At 70.2% G+C, this 17,523-nt stretch carries 13 protein-coding genes; 12 read left to right on the top strand and 1 reads right to left on the bottom strand.

Features of this window, described 5'->3' with window-relative positions:
• The first annotated feature begins 148 nt into the window (after positions 1-148).
• The 8 genes from ABH926_RS32510 to ABH926_RS32475 all read left to right on the top strand — a co-directional run bounded on the left by ABH926_RS32510 (position 149) and on the right by ABH926_RS32475 (position 12,463).
• On the top strand, positions 149-910 hold the full coding sequence (locus ABH926_RS32510) for an RNA polymerase sigma factor (protein ID WP_370369743.1): 762 nt from the start codon (positions 149-151) through the stop codon (positions 908-910).
• Positions 911-1,247: 337 nt separating this feature from the next.
• Positions 1,248-2,174, top strand: coding sequence for a hypothetical protein (locus tag ABH926_RS32505; protein ID WP_370369742.1), 927 nt, complete (start codon positions 1,248-1,250; stop codon positions 2,172-2,174).
• A gap of 504 nt (positions 2,175-2,678) precedes the next feature.
• Positions 2,679-3,134 carry a hypothetical protein gene (locus tag ABH926_RS32500; RefSeq protein ID WP_370369741.1) on the top strand — a complete coding sequence of 152 codons (456 nt, stop codon included), beginning with the start codon at positions 2,679-2,681 and terminating at the stop codon, positions 3,132-3,134.
• Positions 3,135-3,742: 608 nt separating this feature from the next.
• Complete coding sequence (locus ABH926_RS32495; RefSeq protein WP_370369924.1) at positions 3,743-5,965, top strand: bifunctional polysaccharide deacetylase/glycosyltransferase family 2 protein; 2,223 nt, start codon at positions 3,743-3,745, stop codon at positions 5,963-5,965.
• 177 nt (positions 5,966-6,142) lie between these two features.
• Complete coding sequence (locus tag ABH926_RS32490; RefSeq protein ID WP_370369739.1) at positions 6,143-6,700, top strand: RNA 2'-phosphotransferase; 558 nt, start codon at positions 6,143-6,145, stop codon at positions 6,698-6,700.
• A 43-nt stretch (positions 6,701-6,743) separates the two neighbouring features.
• Complete coding sequence (locus ABH926_RS32485; RefSeq protein WP_370369737.1) at positions 6,744-8,294, top strand: 3' terminal RNA ribose 2'-O-methyltransferase Hen1; 1,551 nt, start codon at positions 6,744-6,746, stop codon at positions 8,292-8,294.
• On the top strand, positions 8,287-10,857 hold the full coding sequence (locus ABH926_RS32480) for a polynucleotide kinase-phosphatase (RefSeq protein ID WP_370369736.1): 2,571 nt from the start codon (positions 8,287-8,289) through the stop codon (positions 10,855-10,857). The genes ABH926_RS32485 and ABH926_RS32480 overlap by 8 nt, the downstream gene beginning before the upstream one ends.
• Before the next feature lie 775 nt (positions 10,858-11,632).
• Complete coding sequence (locus tag ABH926_RS32475; protein WP_370369735.1) at positions 11,633-12,463, top strand: GNAT family N-acetyltransferase; 831 nt, start codon at positions 11,633-11,635, stop codon at positions 12,461-12,463.
• A gap of 44 nt (positions 12,464-12,507) precedes the next feature.
• On the opposite strand, the gene ABH926_RS32470 is transcribed toward ABH926_RS32475, so the two are convergent.
• Positions 12,508-12,984: a MarR family winged helix-turn-helix transcriptional regulator gene (locus ABH926_RS32470; RefSeq protein ID WP_370369734.1), complete on the bottom strand. Its 477-nt coding sequence runs from the start codon at positions 12,982-12,984 to the stop codon at positions 12,508-12,510.
• Positions 12,985-13,148: 164 nt separating this feature from the next.
• Between ABH926_RS32470 and ABH926_RS32465 the strand changes: the two genes are divergently transcribed.
• The 4 genes from ABH926_RS32465 to ABH926_RS32450 all read left to right on the top strand — a co-directional run bounded on the left by ABH926_RS32465 (position 13,149) and on the right by ABH926_RS32450 (position 17,454).
• Positions 13,149-13,997 (top strand): NAD(P)H-binding protein, encoded by an 849-nt coding sequence (locus ABH926_RS32465; RefSeq protein ID WP_370369733.1) that lies wholly within the window; start codon positions 13,149-13,151, stop codon positions 13,995-13,997.
• A gap of 104 nt (positions 13,998-14,101) precedes the next feature.
• Positions 14,102-15,184 carry an RNA ligase (ATP) gene (locus ABH926_RS32460; RefSeq protein WP_370369731.1) on the top strand — a complete coding sequence of 361 codons (1,083 nt, stop codon included), beginning with the start codon at positions 14,102-14,104 and terminating at the stop codon, positions 15,182-15,184.
• Entirely contained in the window at positions 15,177-16,406 is a 1,230-nt protein-coding gene (locus tag ABH926_RS32455; RefSeq protein ID WP_370369730.1) for an RNA ligase, read from the top strand. The genes ABH926_RS32460 and ABH926_RS32455 overlap by 8 nt, the downstream gene beginning before the upstream one ends.
• Before the next feature lie 55 nt (positions 16,407-16,461).
• On the top strand, positions 16,462-17,454 hold the full coding sequence (locus tag ABH926_RS32450) for an AAA family ATPase (RefSeq protein WP_370369729.1): 993 nt from the start codon (positions 16,462-16,464) through the stop codon (positions 17,452-17,454).
• The last annotated feature ends 69 nt before the right edge of the window (positions 17,455-17,523 follow it).

Here is a 17,523-nt window from a genome sequence, read left to right as displayed (position 1 = left end):
CGGACCGGCGCGGTCGCCCGGTCATCACCAATGTATGACTGTCGTCAAGGAAACGCCATACCTCTGGCGGTGGCGTGTCGCCCCGTCAGGTCGGACGGGGCCGCGCGGGCGTGTATCGTTCGGGCGGCGACAAGCTGTAGCAGCGGCGGTGCTCGTGCACGCATGGTTCGAGGAGGGGTACGGCTTGGCCTGGGGCGACCTGGATTCCGCCCTGGCCGCGGCCCGCCGCGGCGAGGAGACGGGATTCGCAGAGCTTTGGCACGCCCTGCATCCGCTGCTGCTGCGCTACCTGCGCGCCGTGGTCGGCGACGCCGCCGAGGACGTGGCCAGCGAGACCTGGCTGCAGGCCGCCAAGGACGTGCGCGGGTATCGTGGCGACGCGGCCGGGTTCCGCGTCTGGCTGTTCCGGGTGGCGCGCCACCGCGCCCTGGACGAGCTGCGCAAGGCTTCGCGCCGCAAGGAGGACAACGGCGACGTGGCCGAGTACGTCACCGACTGGCCGGCCCCCGACGACACCGAGCGCGCCGCCGCCGAGCGCGAGGACACCGAGCGTGCCCTGCGGCTGATAGCCCGGCTGCCCAAGGACCAGGCCGAGGCGGTGCTGCTGCGGGTGGTGGCCGGCATGGACGTGGCGCAGACGGCGAAGGTGTTGGACAAGCGGGACGGCGCGGTGCGGATCGCGGCCATGCGCGGGCTCAAGCGGCTCGCGGTGATCCTGGCCGAACAGCAGGCCGACGGCGATGCCGGCCACGACACTGGGACGACAGGTAGTACGGGGGCAGGTAGTACGGGGACGCCAGGTACAACGGGCGCATCGGGCGCTAACGGGGGAATGGAGGGGACCGGCGACGCGGGGACCGGCCGGAACGGCAGGGGCTCGCGCACGGTGAAGGGTGCGGAGTATGGCTGAGCTCAGCGACGATGAGGCCGAGCGTTTGCTCGATGCGTTCCGGGCCGCCGGCCTCGGCCCGGCCCCGATTCCCACGGTTCCCACTCCGGATCGACAGTCTGGTGTTGGAAACGGGTACGGGAGTCCGGTGCCTGGTCCGGGCGCTCTTCCGGGTAGCGGAAATTCTGCCGTCGCCGGATCAGTACAACGGATGCCATACTCGGCCGGTTGGGACGGCGCCGGAGATGCCACCGATGGCGCACAGGGCCCAGCGGGACTCACCGCTCCGGCGGCCCCGGAAGGGGGCTGGACGCCGGACGGACACGCAGGCTCGGGGGACAACGGAGGTGGCACGACCGTGAGCAGCGTGGACTTCCTCGCAGACCTCGGGCCGTCGGCGGACGCGCGGGCGCTCGCCCGGGTCCTGTCCGCGGCGACCGCGCCGCCGTGGCCGCACGAGCTGCGCGGCTACGAGGCGGCACGCAGGGCGTTCGAGAAGGCGGGGACTGCGGGAGCAGGGGCTGCGGGAACCGCGGGAACTGCGGGGACGACGCCGGTCCGGCGCGGAGCCGGGGTTCCGTTGCGGCGGCTGATCGGTGTGAAGCTGGCCGCCGTGGCCGGGGCGCTGACCGTCACCGGCGTGGCCGTCGCGGCCGAGGCCGACGTGCTCCCCTCACCGATCCAGCGGGCCGCGCACCAGGTGCTCGGCGGCGTCGGCGTGCCGGAACCGGACGCCGAACCGCGGGCCGGGCAGACCATGGCATCCTCGCCTGGTTCGTCGCACGGGCAGCCGGGATCGAAGGTTTCGCAGAGCCCGAACCGGGCGTCCGGTGACCCGTCGAGCAGCGGAGGGCTGCTGCCGGGCACACCGTCGGGTACGTCGGACGGCTCGGCGCCGAGCACGTCGGCCCCGGCCCCGGCCGCGGATGTGGTGGCGCTGTGCCGTACGTACGTTGCGCACCAAGAGGACGGGAACGGCAACGGCAACAGCGGTCTGAGCGAGCACGACCGACGTAAGCTCGCCACGTTGGCCGGCGGCGCGGACAAGATCGCCGGCTTCTGCGCGCAGGTGCTCGCGGCGTCTTCGGGGAGCCCGATCCCGCAGCCGACCGGTGCTCCGACCACTCCGGCCGCCTCGACGCCGGGGACGCCGTCGCCGTCGCACGACCACAAGCCGAACAGCAGCAGCCCCAGCAGCAGCGGGACCTTTGCTCCGGCGAGTACCTCCTCGCCGGAGGGGAACGGGCACGACCACACGCCGAACCCGTCCCGCATCAAACGCTGAAACCGCTGAAACTGCTGAAACCACGCTCTGACCTGGTGAAGTAACGGCAGACGGGCTCGGCGCGCCTATTCCGGCAAGAGGGATTCGCGGCATGCGAGCCCGGCCGTACCCATCCCTGCCGGCCGGTCCTCCAGGTTGTGCCCCGCTGCGACGCGGCGGGGCACAGCCATCACCTGACGGCGAAGGACACGGCGAACAGTGCAGACCCCGGGACGACAGCAGCGGACGTTTGCGGGGGGCGATGATGCGACGCTGGTCGGGGCGGCGGTCGGCGTCGGCCCCGCAGAGGCTGGGCATTTAGAGCCCGGTCAAACTGTGGTGCATGGACGGCATGCGGCGTCTGGACACCATCCGGTGTCGGATCAGCATGCTTCGCCCGGGCATGCGAGGCCTGACACCTGGGCGGGTGCTTCGGCGGGCGGCGGTTCTGTAGCGGGCGCTCCGGACTCTGGTGTTCCGACGGGTGCTTCGACGGGTGTCTCGGCATCCGGCGTCCCGATCTTCGTGGACGCCTCGGGGCGGCGGCGCAAGCTGGCCCGGCGTGCGTCGCTGGCGGCGATCGCGGTGTTGGCTGGATACGGCGGGCTGCTCGCGGTGAGCTTCGCCGGCGGACCGATCCCGCCGAAGGCGTTGCTGCCGGTGCCCGGGATCCCGTCGGGCAAGGCGCAGGGACCGGCATCGTCGGCGAACGCCGCGCCGTCGGCCACGTCGAGCGCCGGCCAGGATGCGGTGCACCCCGCCGCCGGCGGTACAGATCACCGGACCGGGGAACGGGCGACCGCGCCGGGCGGGGCTCCGCGGCAGAGCGCGCCGTCGGAGCCCACGCCCACGGTCTCCGGGACAACGACGCCGATGCCGACCGGCACGTCCGGGGCGACGAGTCCGGCGAACACCCACGGCAACCCGACGCCGCCCGGGCACACCCGGCGCAAGTCGCCGGCTCCGGTCCAGAGCAGCTGAGGGCGGCGGACATGCCCACGTCTTCGCACTCGGGCCACGACGCCGATCGCTACGCCTCTGAGGGCTACGGTTCCAACGGCTACGGGGCCGAGCACTACGGATCCGACGGCTACGGTTCCGTGTCCCGATCGCAGCCTGATCCGCGTGCCGGCTACGGAGGTAGAACGGAGTCTGATCCGGCGGGTTCGGGTGGTTGGTCGCAGCCTGATGCGCGTGCCTACTACGGAGGTCGGACGGAGCCTGATCCAGTCGGTTCGGGTCGTTGGTCGCAGCCCGATGCGCATGTCGGTTACGGAGGTCGATCGGAGTCTGATCCGGCTGTTTCCGGCCGCTGGTCCCAGCCCGACTCCCATACCGACTACGGTCCCGGTGCCTCACCGCGCCCGGCCCCGGCAGCCCGCCGCTCACCCCGTCCTCACCCCGGTGACGGCCCTCCACCGCCGCGTGGTCCGCACCCGTACCCGCCCGCACCTGACAACTACCCCGGTCCCAACGTCCGCCCCGCCGGTGCTCCGCCGCCCCCGCCGGGGCCGGGGCGTCCGCCCCGTCGGTCCGTGGCCGGCCATCGTGCGGTCCCGGTGCGCACCCCGCGCAGTCACTGGCTCCTGATGGCCGTGCTGCTGCTCGTCCTTGCTTCGATGCTCACACTTGGCGGCATCCTTAATCACCAGGTCGCGGCTGAGGGCAGTGGCGGTCCGCATCAGCCGCTGGGCAACGCCGGCGTCCCGGCTTCCATCAGCGGTGGCGGGCCGGTCGTCGACACGCGGGCCGGGGCTCAGCGTTCGCTCGCGGTGCAGCCGGGCAAGGTCGCCTTGACCTTCGACGACGGGCCCGATCCGCAGTGGACTCCGCAGGTGCTGGCCGTGCTGGCCAAGCACCACGTCCCCGGCACGTTCTTCGTCATCGGCGCGCATGTGGCCGAGGACCCTGGCCTGGTGCGCGACGAGGTCGCCGACGGTGACGAGGTCGGCATCCACACCTTCACGCATGACGACCTCGGCACCGCGCCGTCCTGGCGCCGCTCGCTGGAGTTCTCCCAGACCCAGTCGGCGATCGCCGGTGCGACCGGGATCTCCACGCCGTTGCTGCGTCCGCCGTACTCCTCCGAGCCAGACGCCGTCGACCGGCTGGACTGGGCCGCGATCCAGGACGCCGGCAAGCACGGGTACCTCGTGGTCCTCACCGACCGGGACAGTCAGGACTGGCAGCGCGAGGGTGTGCAGAAGATCCTCGATGCGTCGATCCCGCCGACCTCGACGCAGACCCTGACCTCGAAGCAGACTCTGACCTCGACGCAGACCCCGGCCCCGGTCGTAGCTCCGGCATCGGGTGCAGCTGCGGCGAAGGGGAAGGCCACCCCGGCCGCACCGCCGCCCGGCTTCGTCCTGATGATGCACGACGGCGGCGGCGACCGCTCGGAGACCGTTGCGGCCCTGGACCAGCTGATCCCGGCACTTCAAGCGCGTGGCTACACCTTCGCCACCGTGACCGGCGCCGTGGGAGCACCCTCACCGCTCGCTCCGGCGAACACCGTCGCGCGTTGGAAGGGCAAAGGCCTGATCCTCGCCGTCCAGGTGTCGGACTTCGTCGTGCGCTGGCTCGGCTGGGCGGTGCTCCTGTCCGGCGTCATCGGTGCGGTCCGCGTCGTGCTTCTACTAGTAGCAGCTCGAAGGCACCGCAAGCGCCGTGCCGCCCCGTGGGGCCCGCCGGTGACACGGCCGGTGTCGGTGATCGTCCCGGCGTACAACGAGGAAGCCGGCATTCGTGCCACCGTCGAGTCCCTGTCGGCGAGTACGTACCCGATCGAGATCATCGTGGTCGACGATGGGTCCACCGACGGCACCTCCGCGGTGGTCGAGGATCTGATCCGCCGTCGTCGTCCCGGCCTGCCTCCGCTGCGCCTGATCCGCCAGCCCAACGCCGGCAAGCCCGCCGCGCTCAACACCGGCACCGTCGCCGCCCGCGGCGATCTGCTGGTGATGATGGACGGTGACACCGTGTTCGAACCTGACACCGTCGGGCACCTGGTGCAGCCGTTCGCTGATCCCTCGGTCGGCGCGGTCTCCGGTAACGCCAAGGTCGGCAACCGCAAAGGCATCCTGGGCCGCTGGCAGCACATCGAGTACGTGGTCGGCTTCAACCTGGAACGTCGTATGTACGACCTGGCCGGCTGCATGCCGACGGTGCCCGGAGCGGTCGGCGCGTTCCGGCGCGAGGCGCTGGCCCGGGTCGGCGGCGTCAGTGACGACACGCTGGCCGAGGACACGGACCTGACCATGGCGGTGATCCGTGATGGCTGGCGCGCGGTGTATGAGGAACGCGCGGTCGCATGGACTGAGGCGCCGTCCTCACTTCGGCAGTTCTGGCGGCAGCGCTACCGGTGGTGCTACGGCACGCTGCAAGCCATGTGGAAGCACCGTCGCAGCGTTCTGCGCGGGGGCGCCGAGGGGAAGCTCGGGCGCCGCGGTCTGACCTACATGCTGCTGTTCCAGGTTCTTATGCCGTTGCTTGCCCCGGTCGTGGACGTGTTCGCGATCTACGGGCTCGTCTTCAACGACGCCGCGCGCGTCGGCGCGGTCTGGCTGGCGTTCCTCGCGGTCCAGATGGTGATGGCGCTGTACGCCTTCAAGTTGGACCACGAGCGCCCGACCGCGCTGTGGACGCTCCCGCTGCAGCAGGTCGTCTATCGCCAGCTGATGTACCTCGTGGTGATCCACTCTCTGGTGACGGCGGTCGTGGGCACCCGGCTGCGGTGGCAGCGGGTGCAGCGCTACGGCAGCCTCGGCGGGACCCCGGCCGGTGCTTCCGTCGCAGGTCAGCAAGGGGTGTAACGCCGGAGCGGGTCCCGACGCCTGTATTAACGGCGAGAAGGTGGCATCTCGTACAGCGTTCGGCTCCGGAACCCGTCGCCCATTCCCGGCGGGACCCGGAGCCGAATGCATTCTCGGGGAAGTCCGCGCAAACCCGGTTGCGATCTGCCTTCCGGCTGCGGGACCTTGGTCGCCAAGATGAATGAGAAGGACATAGTCCGCTTGTCGAAGCGGATGTCGAACTGGCTGCGCCACCACCCCGAAGCGATCAACCTGACGATGGACGGCGCCGGCTGGGTGTCGATCGACCAGCTGCTGGCCAACGCCGCGGCCCGGGGCCAGCGCTTCAGCCGTGCGCAGCTCGACGAGGTCGTGGCGCAGAACAACAAGCAGCGGTTCGAGCTCGACGACACCGGGACGCTGATCCGGGCCCGTCAGGGCCATTCGGTACCGGTCGAACTCGGCTACGCGGCGGCCGAACCGCCCGAGGTGCTGTTCCACGGCACCGCGCAGAGCACACTCGCCCTGATCTGGCGCGACGGCCTGCTCCCGATGAAGCGCCACGCGGTGCACCTGTCGCAGGACCTGGAGACTGCGGTGAAGGTCGGATCCCGGCACGGCAAGCCGGCGGTGCTGGCCGTCGCCGCCGCGCGCATGCAGGCCGAGGGCTACCCGTTCTTCGTGACGGGCAACGGCGTGTGGCTGACCGATGCCGTGCCCGCGGAGTACCTGCGCGAGGTCCCGGCCTCCGGCTGAATACCAGGTTGCCTGGTCGGGGCCGGTCCGCCACGATCGTGCAATGCTCCTGACAATTACCGCGACGGCGCCGCCCGGCGCTGACTGGCCGGCCACTGACCTGGGCTTCCTGCTGCACAAGAATCCGGGGCGGGTCCAGGCCTTCTCCGTGACCTACGGCACGGCCCACGTGTTCTATCCGGTCGCCAGCGATCAGGAGTGCACCGCCGCGTTGCTCTTGGAGGTGGACCCGATTGCGCTGGTGCGTGGACGGGGTCGGCACAGCCAGGACTTCGCGCTGTCGCAGTACGTCAACGACCGTCCGTACGCGGCGTCCTCACTGCTGGCCTCGGCCCTCGGGCACGTCTTCCGGAGCGCGCTGCGTGGCCGCTGCGACCAGCGTCCGGAACTGGCCGCCACGGCGCTGCCGCTGCGCATCGAGGTGCCGGCGCTTATCTGCCGTGAGCCGGAACTGGCCGTGTCGCTGTTCGAACCGCTGGGCTGGACCGTCGAGGTCGAACCGGTGGAGCTGGACCCGGCGTTCCCGGAATGGGGCGCCTCGCGCTACATGAAGCTGACCCTCACCGGGACCCTGCGCCTGTCCGAGGCGTTGTCGCACCTGTTCGTACTGCTGGCCGCCCTCGACGGCGCCAAGCACTACTGGGTCGCCAACGACGAGGTCGACAAGCTGGTGCGCGTCGGCGAGGGCTGGCTCGGTACGCACCCGATGCGCGGCATGATCGCGCGCCGGTACCTGGCACGGCGTCAGCCGCTGGTGCGTGAGGCGCTGGCGCGGCTGGCGGAGGTGGACGACGTTGAGCCGGAGGCGTTGGACAATGCGGTGGGGTTCGAGGAGGAGGGCGCCGCGGTAGGACCGGAGTCGCGCGCCGAGGTGGCACAGGAGGCACGTGCCGACGTAGCTCCGGAGTCGCGCGCCGAGGTAGCTCCGGAGTCGCGCGCCGAGCTGACACCGGAGGCACGCGCCAAGCTGTCTCTGGCGAGCGCCCGCCGAGCGGCCGTCGTCGAAACCCTGCACGAGGCCGAGGCCGCCCGCGTCCTGGACCTCGGCTGCGGCGAGGGCGCACTGCTGCGCGACCTGCTCAACGACAAGGCGTTCACCGAGGTCGTCGGCATCGACGTCTCGGCCCGCGCGCTCCAGATGGCGGTGCGCAAGCTGCGTGTGGACCGTCTCCCGGACCGTGTCAGGGCGCGCCTGACCCTGCGCCAGGGCGCCCTGACCTACACCGACGCGGCGCTGACCGGCTACGACGCCGCGGTGCTAATGGAGGTCATCGAGCACGTCGACCCGCATCGCCTGCCCGCGCTGGAGCACGCCGTGTTCCACGCCGCGCACCCCCGCGCCGTCGTGGTAACCACGCCCAACATCGAGTACAACGCCCGCTACGAGACGCTGGAGGCCGGCCGCTTCCGGCACAGCGACCACCGTTTCGAGTGGACCCGCGCCGAGTTCCGCGCCTGGGCCGAACGGGTCGCCGCCGCCCATGGCTACGACGTCCGCTTCAAGCCGGTCGGCGAGATCGACCCGGAGCTCGGACCGTCCACGCAGCTCGCGCTGTTCACCCTCACCAAGAAGGAGGCCTCGGCCGATGTCTGACCTGGCCGTCCCCGAGCTGTCGCTGGTCGTGCTGATCGGCACCAGCGGCTCCGGCAAGTCCACCTTCGCCCACAAGCACTTCCGTTCGACCGCGATCGTGTCTTCCGACGCCTGCCGCGGCATCGTCGCCGACGACGAGAACGACCAGTCGGCGACCCCGGACGCCTTCGCGCTCCTGCACCACATCGCCGGCGTCCGTCTGCGCCGGGGTCTGCTGACCGTCGTCGACGCCACGAACGTGCAGAGCAAGGCTCGCGAGTCGCTGGTGAAGCTGGCGCGTGAGTACGACGTACTGCCGGTCGCGATCGTGCTGGACATCCCCGAGCGTGTCTGCGTCGACCGCAACGCCGAGCGTGCCGACCGCGCCGACCTGCCGGCGCGCGTCATCGCCCGGCAGCGCCGGGAGCTGCGCAACGGGCTGCGGAACCTGGCGCGCGAGGGCTTCCGGAAGGTGCACGTCCTGAAGAGTGTCGAGGAGGTCGACGCGGCCGCCATCACCTATGAGAAGGCGTACAACGATAAGCGCGACCTCACGGGCCCGTTCGACGTCATCGGCGACGTCCACGGCTGCCGCGCCGAGCTCGAGACGCTGCTCACCACGCTCGGGTACACCCTCGTACGCGACGAGCTCGGCCGTGCGGTCGACGCCGTGCATCCCGAAGGTCGTACGGCGGTGTTCGTCGGCGACCTGGTGGATCGCGGTCCCGACACGCCCGGCGTGCTGCGCCTGGCGATGGGGATGGTCGAGGCCGGGCACGCGCTGTGTGTCACCGGGAACCACGAGAACAAGCTGGTCCGCGCGCTGGACGGGCGCAACGTCAAGGTCGCCCACGGCCTGGCCGAGTCGCTGGCGCAGTTGGGCGCCGAGGACGAGGACTTCCGCAAGCGGGTCCGCGCCTTCTGCGACGGACTGGTCAGTCACTATGTCCTGGACGCCGGCAAGCTGGTGGTGGCACACGCCGGCCTCAAGCAGGAGTACCAGGGGCGTGCCTCGGGGCGGGTCCGCTCGTTCGCTATGTACGGGGAGACCACTGGGGAGACCGACGAGTTCGGGCTTCCGGTGCGCTACCCGTGGGCCAATGACTACCGGGGCCCGGCGATGGTGCTGTACGGGCACACGCCGGTGTTGGACCTGGAGTGGGTCAACAACACGCTGTGCCTGGACACCGGCGCGGTCTTCGGCGGACGGCTCAGCGCTCTGCGGTACCCGGAGCGTGAGCCGGTTTCGGTGCCGGCTGAGCGGGTCTGGTACGAGCCGGTGCGTCCGCTGCAGGCCACGACGTTCGCCTCCGGGGCCGGCGTGGTGCGCCGCGACCCCGGGGTGCTGGACCTGGACGACGTGCTCGGCCGCCGGACCGTGGAGGCGCGCCACCTGGGACGGGTCACGGTGCAGGAGGAGAACGCCGCCGCGGCGCTGGAGGTGATGAGCCGCTTCGCGGTGGACCCGCGCTGGCTGGTGTACCTGCCGCCGACGATGGCGCCGTGTGCGACGTCCACGCTGCCGGGGTTCCTTGAGCACCCGGCGGAGGCGTTCGCGGCGTACCGGGAGGAGGGCGTCAGGGAGCTGCTGTGCGAGGAGAAGCACATGGGTTCGAGGGCGGTGGTGGTGATCGCGCGCGACGCCGACTCCGCACGTTCCCACTTCGGCGTCGAGGACGGCAGTACCGGCGCTGTCTACACACGTACAGGCCGGCCGTTCTTCGACCGGCCCGAGCAAATCGAGGCGGTGCTGGCACGGGTGCGCTCGGCCGTCGACGCCGCCGGTCTTTGGACGGAGCTGGAGACGGACTGGCTGCTGCTGGACTGCGAGCTGCTGCCGTGGTCGGCGAAGGCGATGGGGCTGCTGCGGGACCAGTATGCGGCGGTGGGTGCGGCGGCGCGGGCCTCGTTGATGGCTGCCACCTCGGTGCTGGGTGCTGCTGCTGCTCGGGGGCTGGATGTCGGGGAGCTCGCCGCTCGTCAGGAGCGGCGGCTTGGCGATGCGCTGGCTTTCACCGCCGCTTATGGGCGCTACTGCTGGCCGGTGGACGGGCTTGAGGGGCTGCGGCTGGCGCCGTTCCAGATCCTGGCATCCCAGGGTGCCAACCACGCTGTGACCAAGGGTAACGACTGGCACATCGCTCTGGCCGACCGCCTGGTCGCCGCCGACCCGGGGTTCTTCACGCGTACCGAGCGGCGCGTCGTCGACGTGGAGGACGAGGCCTCGGTCGCCGAGGCGACGGCCTGGTGGCAGACGATGACGGCAGCCGGCGGCGAGGGCATGGTTGTCAAGCCTCTGCACGGCTTCACGGCGGGTCGGCGGGGCCCGGTGCAGCCGGGTGTGAAGTGCCGCGGTCCGGAGTACCTGCGGATCATCTACGGCCCGGAGTACCTCGAGGCGCCGAACTTGGACCGGCTGCGGCACCGGGGGCTGGGGCGCAAGCGTTCGCTCGCGAGCCGGGAGTACGCGCTGGGGCTGGAGTCGGTGGAGCGCTTCGTCGGCGGCGAGCCGCTGTGGCGCGTGCACGAGGCGGTGTTCGCGGTGCTGGCGCTGGAGTCGGAGCCGGTCGACCCGCGGTTGTAGAGCGGGGAGTTACGACCGGAGCTACGACGGGAGCGACGACTGGAGCTACAACGGGAACGAGGGCAGGTGATGGGTGTCCGCCGACGGTTTTCGGGCTGGCGGCGGGCACCTTCGGGCTGCCGAGACGAGCGCCGCGCGTGAATCGCGGGGGCTATGCTGGCTGTGGCTGACGCGGTCCTCCCAGGCGGCTGTCTCCGGCGAGTAACGGAGATTCCGGTGGGCGGTATCGCGAAGAGCAGTAGCGGCACAAGTCCGTGCCGTGGCTCCGCACGGGATCACTGTCATCGCCTGGTGTCTGCGCGTCAGCGGGAATGGATGAGGAAGGCGAACTCCGCCGCGAGCAGGGCGGCGCCCGTGCCAAGTACTTGGAAGAGCAGGCGTCGCTTCTCGCTCTTGGTTGGGGACGATCCTGCCCTCGGCTCTGCGTCAGTGCCGCATTCCTGAAGTACCCGCTCACTCCGACGGTCGCGGCCGTCATTGCGAGCATGGCGTCGGTGAATATGATCAGCATGATCGGTGCGCCCTGGTGCTTGATCGCGGCGGCCACGAACCACCAGGGGATATGGACGTGCTCATCCGTGCATCGGTCTTTCGGGATTCCGGTGGGGACGCGACGAAGTCGATGCCCGGCGTCGTGCTCGTACCTGGGGGAGGACGGCCCGGAGAACTTCCGTGGTCAGATGAGGTTTTCCACCCTGCTTGCCGGGCGTGAGCGGTCCTATACTCGCGTGCGGCTGCCGGGCGGGCTGTGCCACCGTGAGACATGACCTGGCATGTGACAGCTGACATCGACGAGTTCGAGACCGCCGCCGGAGCCTTCCTGCACGCCGATCCCGTGCGCAACACCGTCCTGCTGACCGTCGTCGCCACTCTGCGGACATCCGGAGCTACGACTTACAGCGACTCCCCGCCGTTGTTCGGCTGGTACGGCGACTCGACGGCCCAGGCCGTCTTCCTGCGCACGCCGCCGATGCCACCCATCGTTTCCGATGCTCCGGTGGCCGCCTTGCAGGAGTTGGTCGGGGTGCTGGACGGCGTGTCTGGGGTGAGGGGCCCTGCGGAGGGTCTGAAGGTTTTCGCGGAGGCTTGGCACGCCGCGACTGGGCGTCTGGCTGAGGTGGTTTCGAACCGGCGTCTCTTCCGGCTGGCGGAGCTCACCCCGCCTGAGCCGGCGCCGCCGGGGAGTGCCCGGCTTGTGACCGAGGCCGATCGGGAGCTGCTGGTCGAGTGGTTCACCGCCTTCGGTGAGGACGTCGGCGAGGCCGCAGGTGGGGACGTGGCGCGGTCTGTCGATCGGCGTCTGGCGAACGGTGAGCTCTTGTTGTGGGAGGTCGACGGCGTCCCGGCCTCGCTGGCGGGCACTACGGCGCCGATCGCGGGAGTCACGCGCGTCGCCCCGGTCTTCACACCGCGCACGCTGCGCGGCCGGGGCTACGCCGGCGTTGTCACCACCGCGATCAGTCGGCGTGGGCTGGATGCCGGGCTCGAGGTCGTTCTCTTCACTGATATGACGAACCCGACCAGCAACGCGCTCTACCAGCGCCTCGGCTATCGCCCCATCGGCCACTGGACAACGCTGGAGTTGGGGACGCGGCCTGCCCTCTGAGCTGGCCCTCGAGTTCGATCCCCGTATTAACTCCAGGGACTGGTTCAGTTCGAGGCGCCATCGACATCGCCTTCACCATCACTGTCGGGGAGGCCGACGTCGGTCAGGATTGCCTGTGCGCGACGGCGGATCTTCGACAGGGCGCTGATGAGCTGTTCCCGCTCGGTGTCGGTGAGGTCGGCGGTGAGCTGTTCCTCCAGGGCTTCGCGGTCCCGCTCCACAGGTTCTTGCAGGGCGCGGCCGGCGTCCGTGAGCCAGAGTCGGACCAGGCGGTTGTCGTGGAGGTCGCGGCGTCGGGTGAGCAGGCCGGCTGTGGACATTCGGGTCGCTGCCTTGACCACCGTGGGTGTGGTCACGTTCAGGGCTGCGGCGATCTCGCCCGGTGTGCGGCCGTCCTGCTCCCACAGCAGGGCCAGGATGTGGTTCTGGCCAAGATGCAGGCCCAGGCGGCGCATGTCGGCGTCGGCGACGGCGCGCACCGCCTTGTTGGTGCTGCCGTGCAGGTCCAGGAACTCCGGCATGGGTGGCCTTCCGCTCGGTCGTACCTCTTGGTGGTAGCTCCGGGAGAACCTCTCCGTAGTAGCTCCGGCAGGAGTGTATCCGCGAATCGTTTGACGGCTAGTCATTGCCCGGCTAGCGTTTGCCTCGTTAATCGCTAGACGGCAAACGATTTCGGAGGCGGAGCATGCTCCTCATTACCGGCGCCACCGGCAACATAGGCCGTGAGGTGGTCCGCGAGCTCGGCGACCGGCGGGCCGACTTCCGTATCCTCGTGCGAGATCCGGGGCGTGCCGCAGCCCTCCCCGAGCGTGCGGAGCGTGTCGTTGCCGACCTGGAAGACGCCGCCAGTCTGAAGGCGGCCTTCGAGGGCGTCGACAGGCTCTTCCTGCTCACTCAGGGCTCTGGCACCGGGCAAGCTGTGAACGCCATCGCCGCCGCGCAAGCCTTGGGCGTCGGGCACATCGTGCACCTGTCCTCGTTCCATGCCGGCTTCGATCCCGTCCCGGCCATGGGCCGCTGGCACCGCGACCGCGAAGACGCCATCCGCGCCAGTGGTATCCCCGCCACCTTCCTGCGTTGCGGTGGCTTCATGACCAACGCCTTGGACTGGGCTGCGAGCATCCGCGAAGGAGGCCCGGTGTTCGATGCCACCGGTCCGGGCAAGGTGGCGCCGATCGCCGCCGCCGACATCGCCGCGGTCGCGGTGCGTGCGCTGACCGAGGACGGCCATGCAGGCCAGATCTACACGCTCACCGGCGATGAGGCGTTCACCACCGTCGAGATGGTCGGCATCCTCGCTGCCGTCCTCGGACGTGACATCCGAGTTCAGACGGCGGCGACTCCCGAGGAGGCGGTCAAAGCCCGGTTCCCGAACGGTGCGCCGCCGGCCCTTGCGGCCGCGCTCGTTGAGACCGTGGAGGTAGCACGGGGCGATATCACTGGCCTGCGGACCGATACCGTCGCGCGGCTGCTCGGGCGCGAGCCGGTGACGTTCCGGGAGTGGTGTGCCCGCAATGCCGCAGCATTCCGGTGAGTCGGGGGCATCTTCTGGAAATCGATTAGTCAGCTGGTCGGACATTCTCTACCGTCGTCGTCGAGTCCATATCCGGACCCTGACCACCACGAGACGAGAAGCCCATGTCCACCCTGCGTGTCACCGCCGAACCCCTGACCATCCACGTCCACCCCAACGCCGACGCGTTGGAGCTGGCGCAAGTCGGCCTCTATCGGGCCGTCGTCGCCAAGGGCGCGTACCAGAGCGGTGACTACGCGATATACATCCCCGAGCAGTCCGTGCTGCCCGCCGAGCTGATCGAGGAGCTCGGGCTGACCGGGCGGCTGGCCGGCTCCGGCAAGGACCGGGTGAGGGCCATCCGGCTGCGGGGCGAGTTGTCGCAGGGCATCGTGTGCCGGCCCAAGGTGCTCGACGGGATAGACCTCGCCGCCGCGCACGAGGCCGGCGAGGACTTCGCCGAGGTGCTCGGGGTCGTGAAGTGGGTGCCGCCGGTGCCGATCAGTATGTCCGGGGACGTCGTCTCCGCCGCCGATCTGCTGCCGTGGACCGACATCGAGAACATCGCGCGCTATCCGGGGATCTTCGAACCGGGCGAGCCGGTGTCGGCGACCGAGAAGGTGCACGGCACCTGCTGCCTGCTCACCTACCTGGCCGAGACCGGTGAGTACCTGGTGTCCTCCAAGGGCTTCGGGTCCAAGTACCTGGCTCTGGTCGAGAGCGAGAAGAACCTGTACTGGCGGACTGTGCGTGCGCACCGGGTCCTGGAGGCCGCTGCGAAGATCGCCGAGGCCTATGGCGCGCGCCGTGTCGGTATCTACGGCGAGGTCTACGGCAAGGGCGTGCAGGACCTGGCCTACGGGGCCAACGCCGGGGACGTGCCGGGCTTCGCCGCGTTCGACGTCTGCCTCGACGTCGAGGGCGAACTGCGCTGGCTGGGGGCGCCGGAGTGGTCGCAGGCGCTCAAGGACACCGGCGTGGAGGTCCCCCAGGTACCGACGCTGTACGAAGGCCCCTACGATGAGGCGCTGCTGCTCGCTCTGGCCTCCGGCAAGGAGACCGTGAGCGGCACCGGTGCCCACATCCGGGAGGGCATCGTGGTGCGCTCGCAGCGGGAGCACGGCAACGCTGTGGTGGGGAGCCGCACGATCGGCAAGATCGTGTCGGCGGAGTACGTGACGCGTAGCGGGGGGACTGAGTATGAGTGAGCAGGTGACTGCGGGGGAGCGTCCCCTGCTGTCCGACGTGCTGGACCCGGCGGAGCTGGCGCACGAGATCGCGGCGGAGAAGGTCACCCGCCGCACGCACCCGACGCTGCCGCTGTCGATCTACTCCTACAGCCGTGCCTGTCAGTACGAGCAGTACTGGACCCCCGTCACCACCCGCACCCGCGGCCTGGTCGTGGACGACACGACCGGCCGCGTGGCTGCCTGGTGCCTGCCGAAGTTCTTCAACCACGGCCAGCACGGGAAGTTCGACTACGCCCCGGTGCTGCCCGAGGAGCCGTTCGAGGTCTACGACAAGGTCGACGGGTCCCTGGGCATCGTCTTCCACTACGACGGGGCCTGGCGTGCGGCGTCCAAGGGCTCGTTCGTCTTCGACCAGGCCGCCTGGGCGCAGCGCTACCTCGACGCGGCGGACACCGCCGCGCTGGATCCGTCGGTCACCTACCTCGCGGAGATCATCTACCCCGAGAACCGGATCGTGGTGAACTACGGCGACCGTCGGGACTTGGTGCTGCTCGCCGCGTTCCGGGCCGACGGGACCGAGCTGCCGCTGCGCGAGGCCGCGCCGGCCTGGGACGGAGTCGGCACCGTCGTTCGTACCTACGACTGGTCCGACACGTTCGGGGTGCTGGCCGCGCTCGCCGAGAAGAACCAGCATCTCGACGGCGTCGATGCCACCGGTACCGACGCCGAGGGCTGGGTCATCCGGTTCGCCTCCGGTGTGCGCACGAAAACGAAACTCACCGGTTACGTTTCCCTGCACTACCGTCTGACCAGCGTCGGTCCGCGCCATCTGTGGCGGGCGCTGGCGGTGCAGCTGTACCCGGAGTGCACCGACGTGCAGATCGCGCAGGCGGTCGGGGTGCAGCCCAACGAGGTCGTCGGGATGCGCCGGATCCCCGGCGGGCCGCTGGCGCCGCTGCTGGAGGACGTGCCTGACGAGTACGACGCGTGGGTGCGCGGGGTGTGCGACGAGCTGAAGGCGCGCGCCGCGGAGCTCACCTCCCGTATCGAGGACGCGCACCGTTCGCTGGCACACCTGGCCGGTGACCGGGGTGCCTACGCCAGGGCCGCGAAGGACTTCGACGGGTTCGTACGGGCCGGGATGTTCCTGCTGCTGGACGGCCGGCCGATCGCCATGCACGTGTGGCGTGCGGTGAAGCCGGAGGCGACCGAGGCGTTCCGGGACGACGACGAGAGCTAATACGGGGCGATGACCGACCCGCGATGACCGACGCAACGGCTATGGATGAGGGCTGATGGACGACGACTACTTCGACGACGCGCTGCCGGACGCGGGCCCGGACCCCGTACCAACAGGGCCCGGCGTGCAGGCCGCCAAGCCGGTGGTGCACATCATGCGCGGGCTGCCGGCGTCGGGGAAGTCGACCCTGGCCCGGCAGATGATGGCCGACTACGGGGGTCGCATGCGGCGTGTCAGCCTGGACGAGTTGCGCCGGATGATGGACGACAACGACGGTTCCAAGCGCCTGGGCCGCCGGCACGAGGAGACGGTGCTAGAGGTCCAGGACGCGGTGGTGCTGGCCGCGGTGCAGGGCGGGTTCGACGTCGTAGTCGACAACACGCACCTGGTGTCGCGCATCCCGAAGCGGCTGAAGAACCTGCTAGGGGGCCGGGCGAGGTTCGAGGTGCACGACCTGACCGACGTGGACGTCGACGAGTGCGTCAAGCGGGACGCGCTGCGCCCGAACCCGGTGGGCGAGGAGCACATCCGGGCCATGGCGCTACGGCTGGCCTCGACGAAGTCCTCGGGGTGGAAGCTGACCGCGGAGGACCTGAACGCCGTGGTGCCGGTGCGGACGTACGTCGCGGACCCGTCGCTGCCGGCCGCGGTGTTGTGCGACATCGACGGCACGCTGGCGGACAACACGCACCGTGGGCCGTACGACTGGCAAAAGGTGGAGACCGACGAGCTCATCGTCGCGACCGCCGATGCGCTGGTTGCGTTCGCTGCGCGCGGGGATCGCATCGTCTTGATGTCGGGACGTGGTGAGGACGTGCGCGAGGGGACGGAGCGCTGGCTGGCGGCGCACGAGGTGAAGTACGACGAGCTGTGGATGCGCAAGGCCGGGGACACGCGTGCGGACGACATCGTGAAGAGCGAGCTGTTCGACGCGCATGTGCGGGACCGGTTCGCGGTGCGGGTCGTCCTGGACGACCGGTCGCGGGTGGTGGCGCTGTGGCGGCGGATGGGCCTGGCGTGCTGGCAGGTCGACTACGGGGATTTCTGAGGAAGCAGGGGGGACAGGGGGCAAGGGGGGATAGAGGCGACTGAGGGAACGACCGAGGGGGCTTTTGTA

The sequence above is a fragment of the Catenulispora sp. GP43 genome (assembly GCF_041260665.1).
Taxonomy (GTDB): domain Bacteria; phylum Actinomycetota; class Actinomycetes; order Streptomycetales; family Catenulisporaceae; genus Catenulispora.
This window is presented reverse-complemented; position numbering and strand designations above follow the sequence as displayed.

Bases quoted from the DNA above. Each gene is read 5' to 3' on its own strand.
- ABH926_RS32465 (WP_370369733.1), top strand. From the start codon at position 13,149: ATGCTCCTCATTACCGGCGCCACCGGCAACATAGGCCGTGAGGTGGTC.
- ABH926_RS32480 (WP_370369736.1), top strand. From the start codon at position 8,287: ATGTCTGACCTGGCCGTCCCCGAGCTGTCGCTGGTCGTGCTGATCGGC.
- ABH926_RS32490 (WP_370369739.1), top strand. From the start codon at position 6,143: ATGAATGAGAAGGACATAGTCCGCTTGTCGAAGCGGATGTCGAACTGG.
- ABH926_RS32450 (WP_370369729.1), top strand. From the start codon at position 16,462: ATGGACGACGACTACTTCGACGACGCGCTGCCGGACGCGGGCCCGGAC.
- ABH926_RS32470 (WP_370369734.1), bottom strand. From the start codon at position 12,984: ATGCCGGAGTTCCTGGACCTGCACGGCAGCACCAACAAGGCGGTGCGC.
- ABH926_RS32460 (WP_370369731.1), top strand. From the start codon at position 14,102: ATGTCCACCCTGCGTGTCACCGCCGAACCCCTGACCATCCACGTCCAC.
- ABH926_RS32495 (WP_370369924.1), top strand. From the start codon at position 3,743: ATGGCCGTGCTGCTGCTCGTCCTTGCTTCGATGCTCACACTTGGCGGC.
- ABH926_RS32455 (WP_370369730.1), top strand. From the start codon at position 15,177: ATGAGTGAGCAGGTGACTGCGGGGGAGCGTCCCCTGCTGTCCGACGTG.
- ABH926_RS32485 (WP_370369737.1), top strand. From the start codon at position 6,744: ATGCTCCTGACAATTACCGCGACGGCGCCGCCCGGCGCTGACTGGCCG.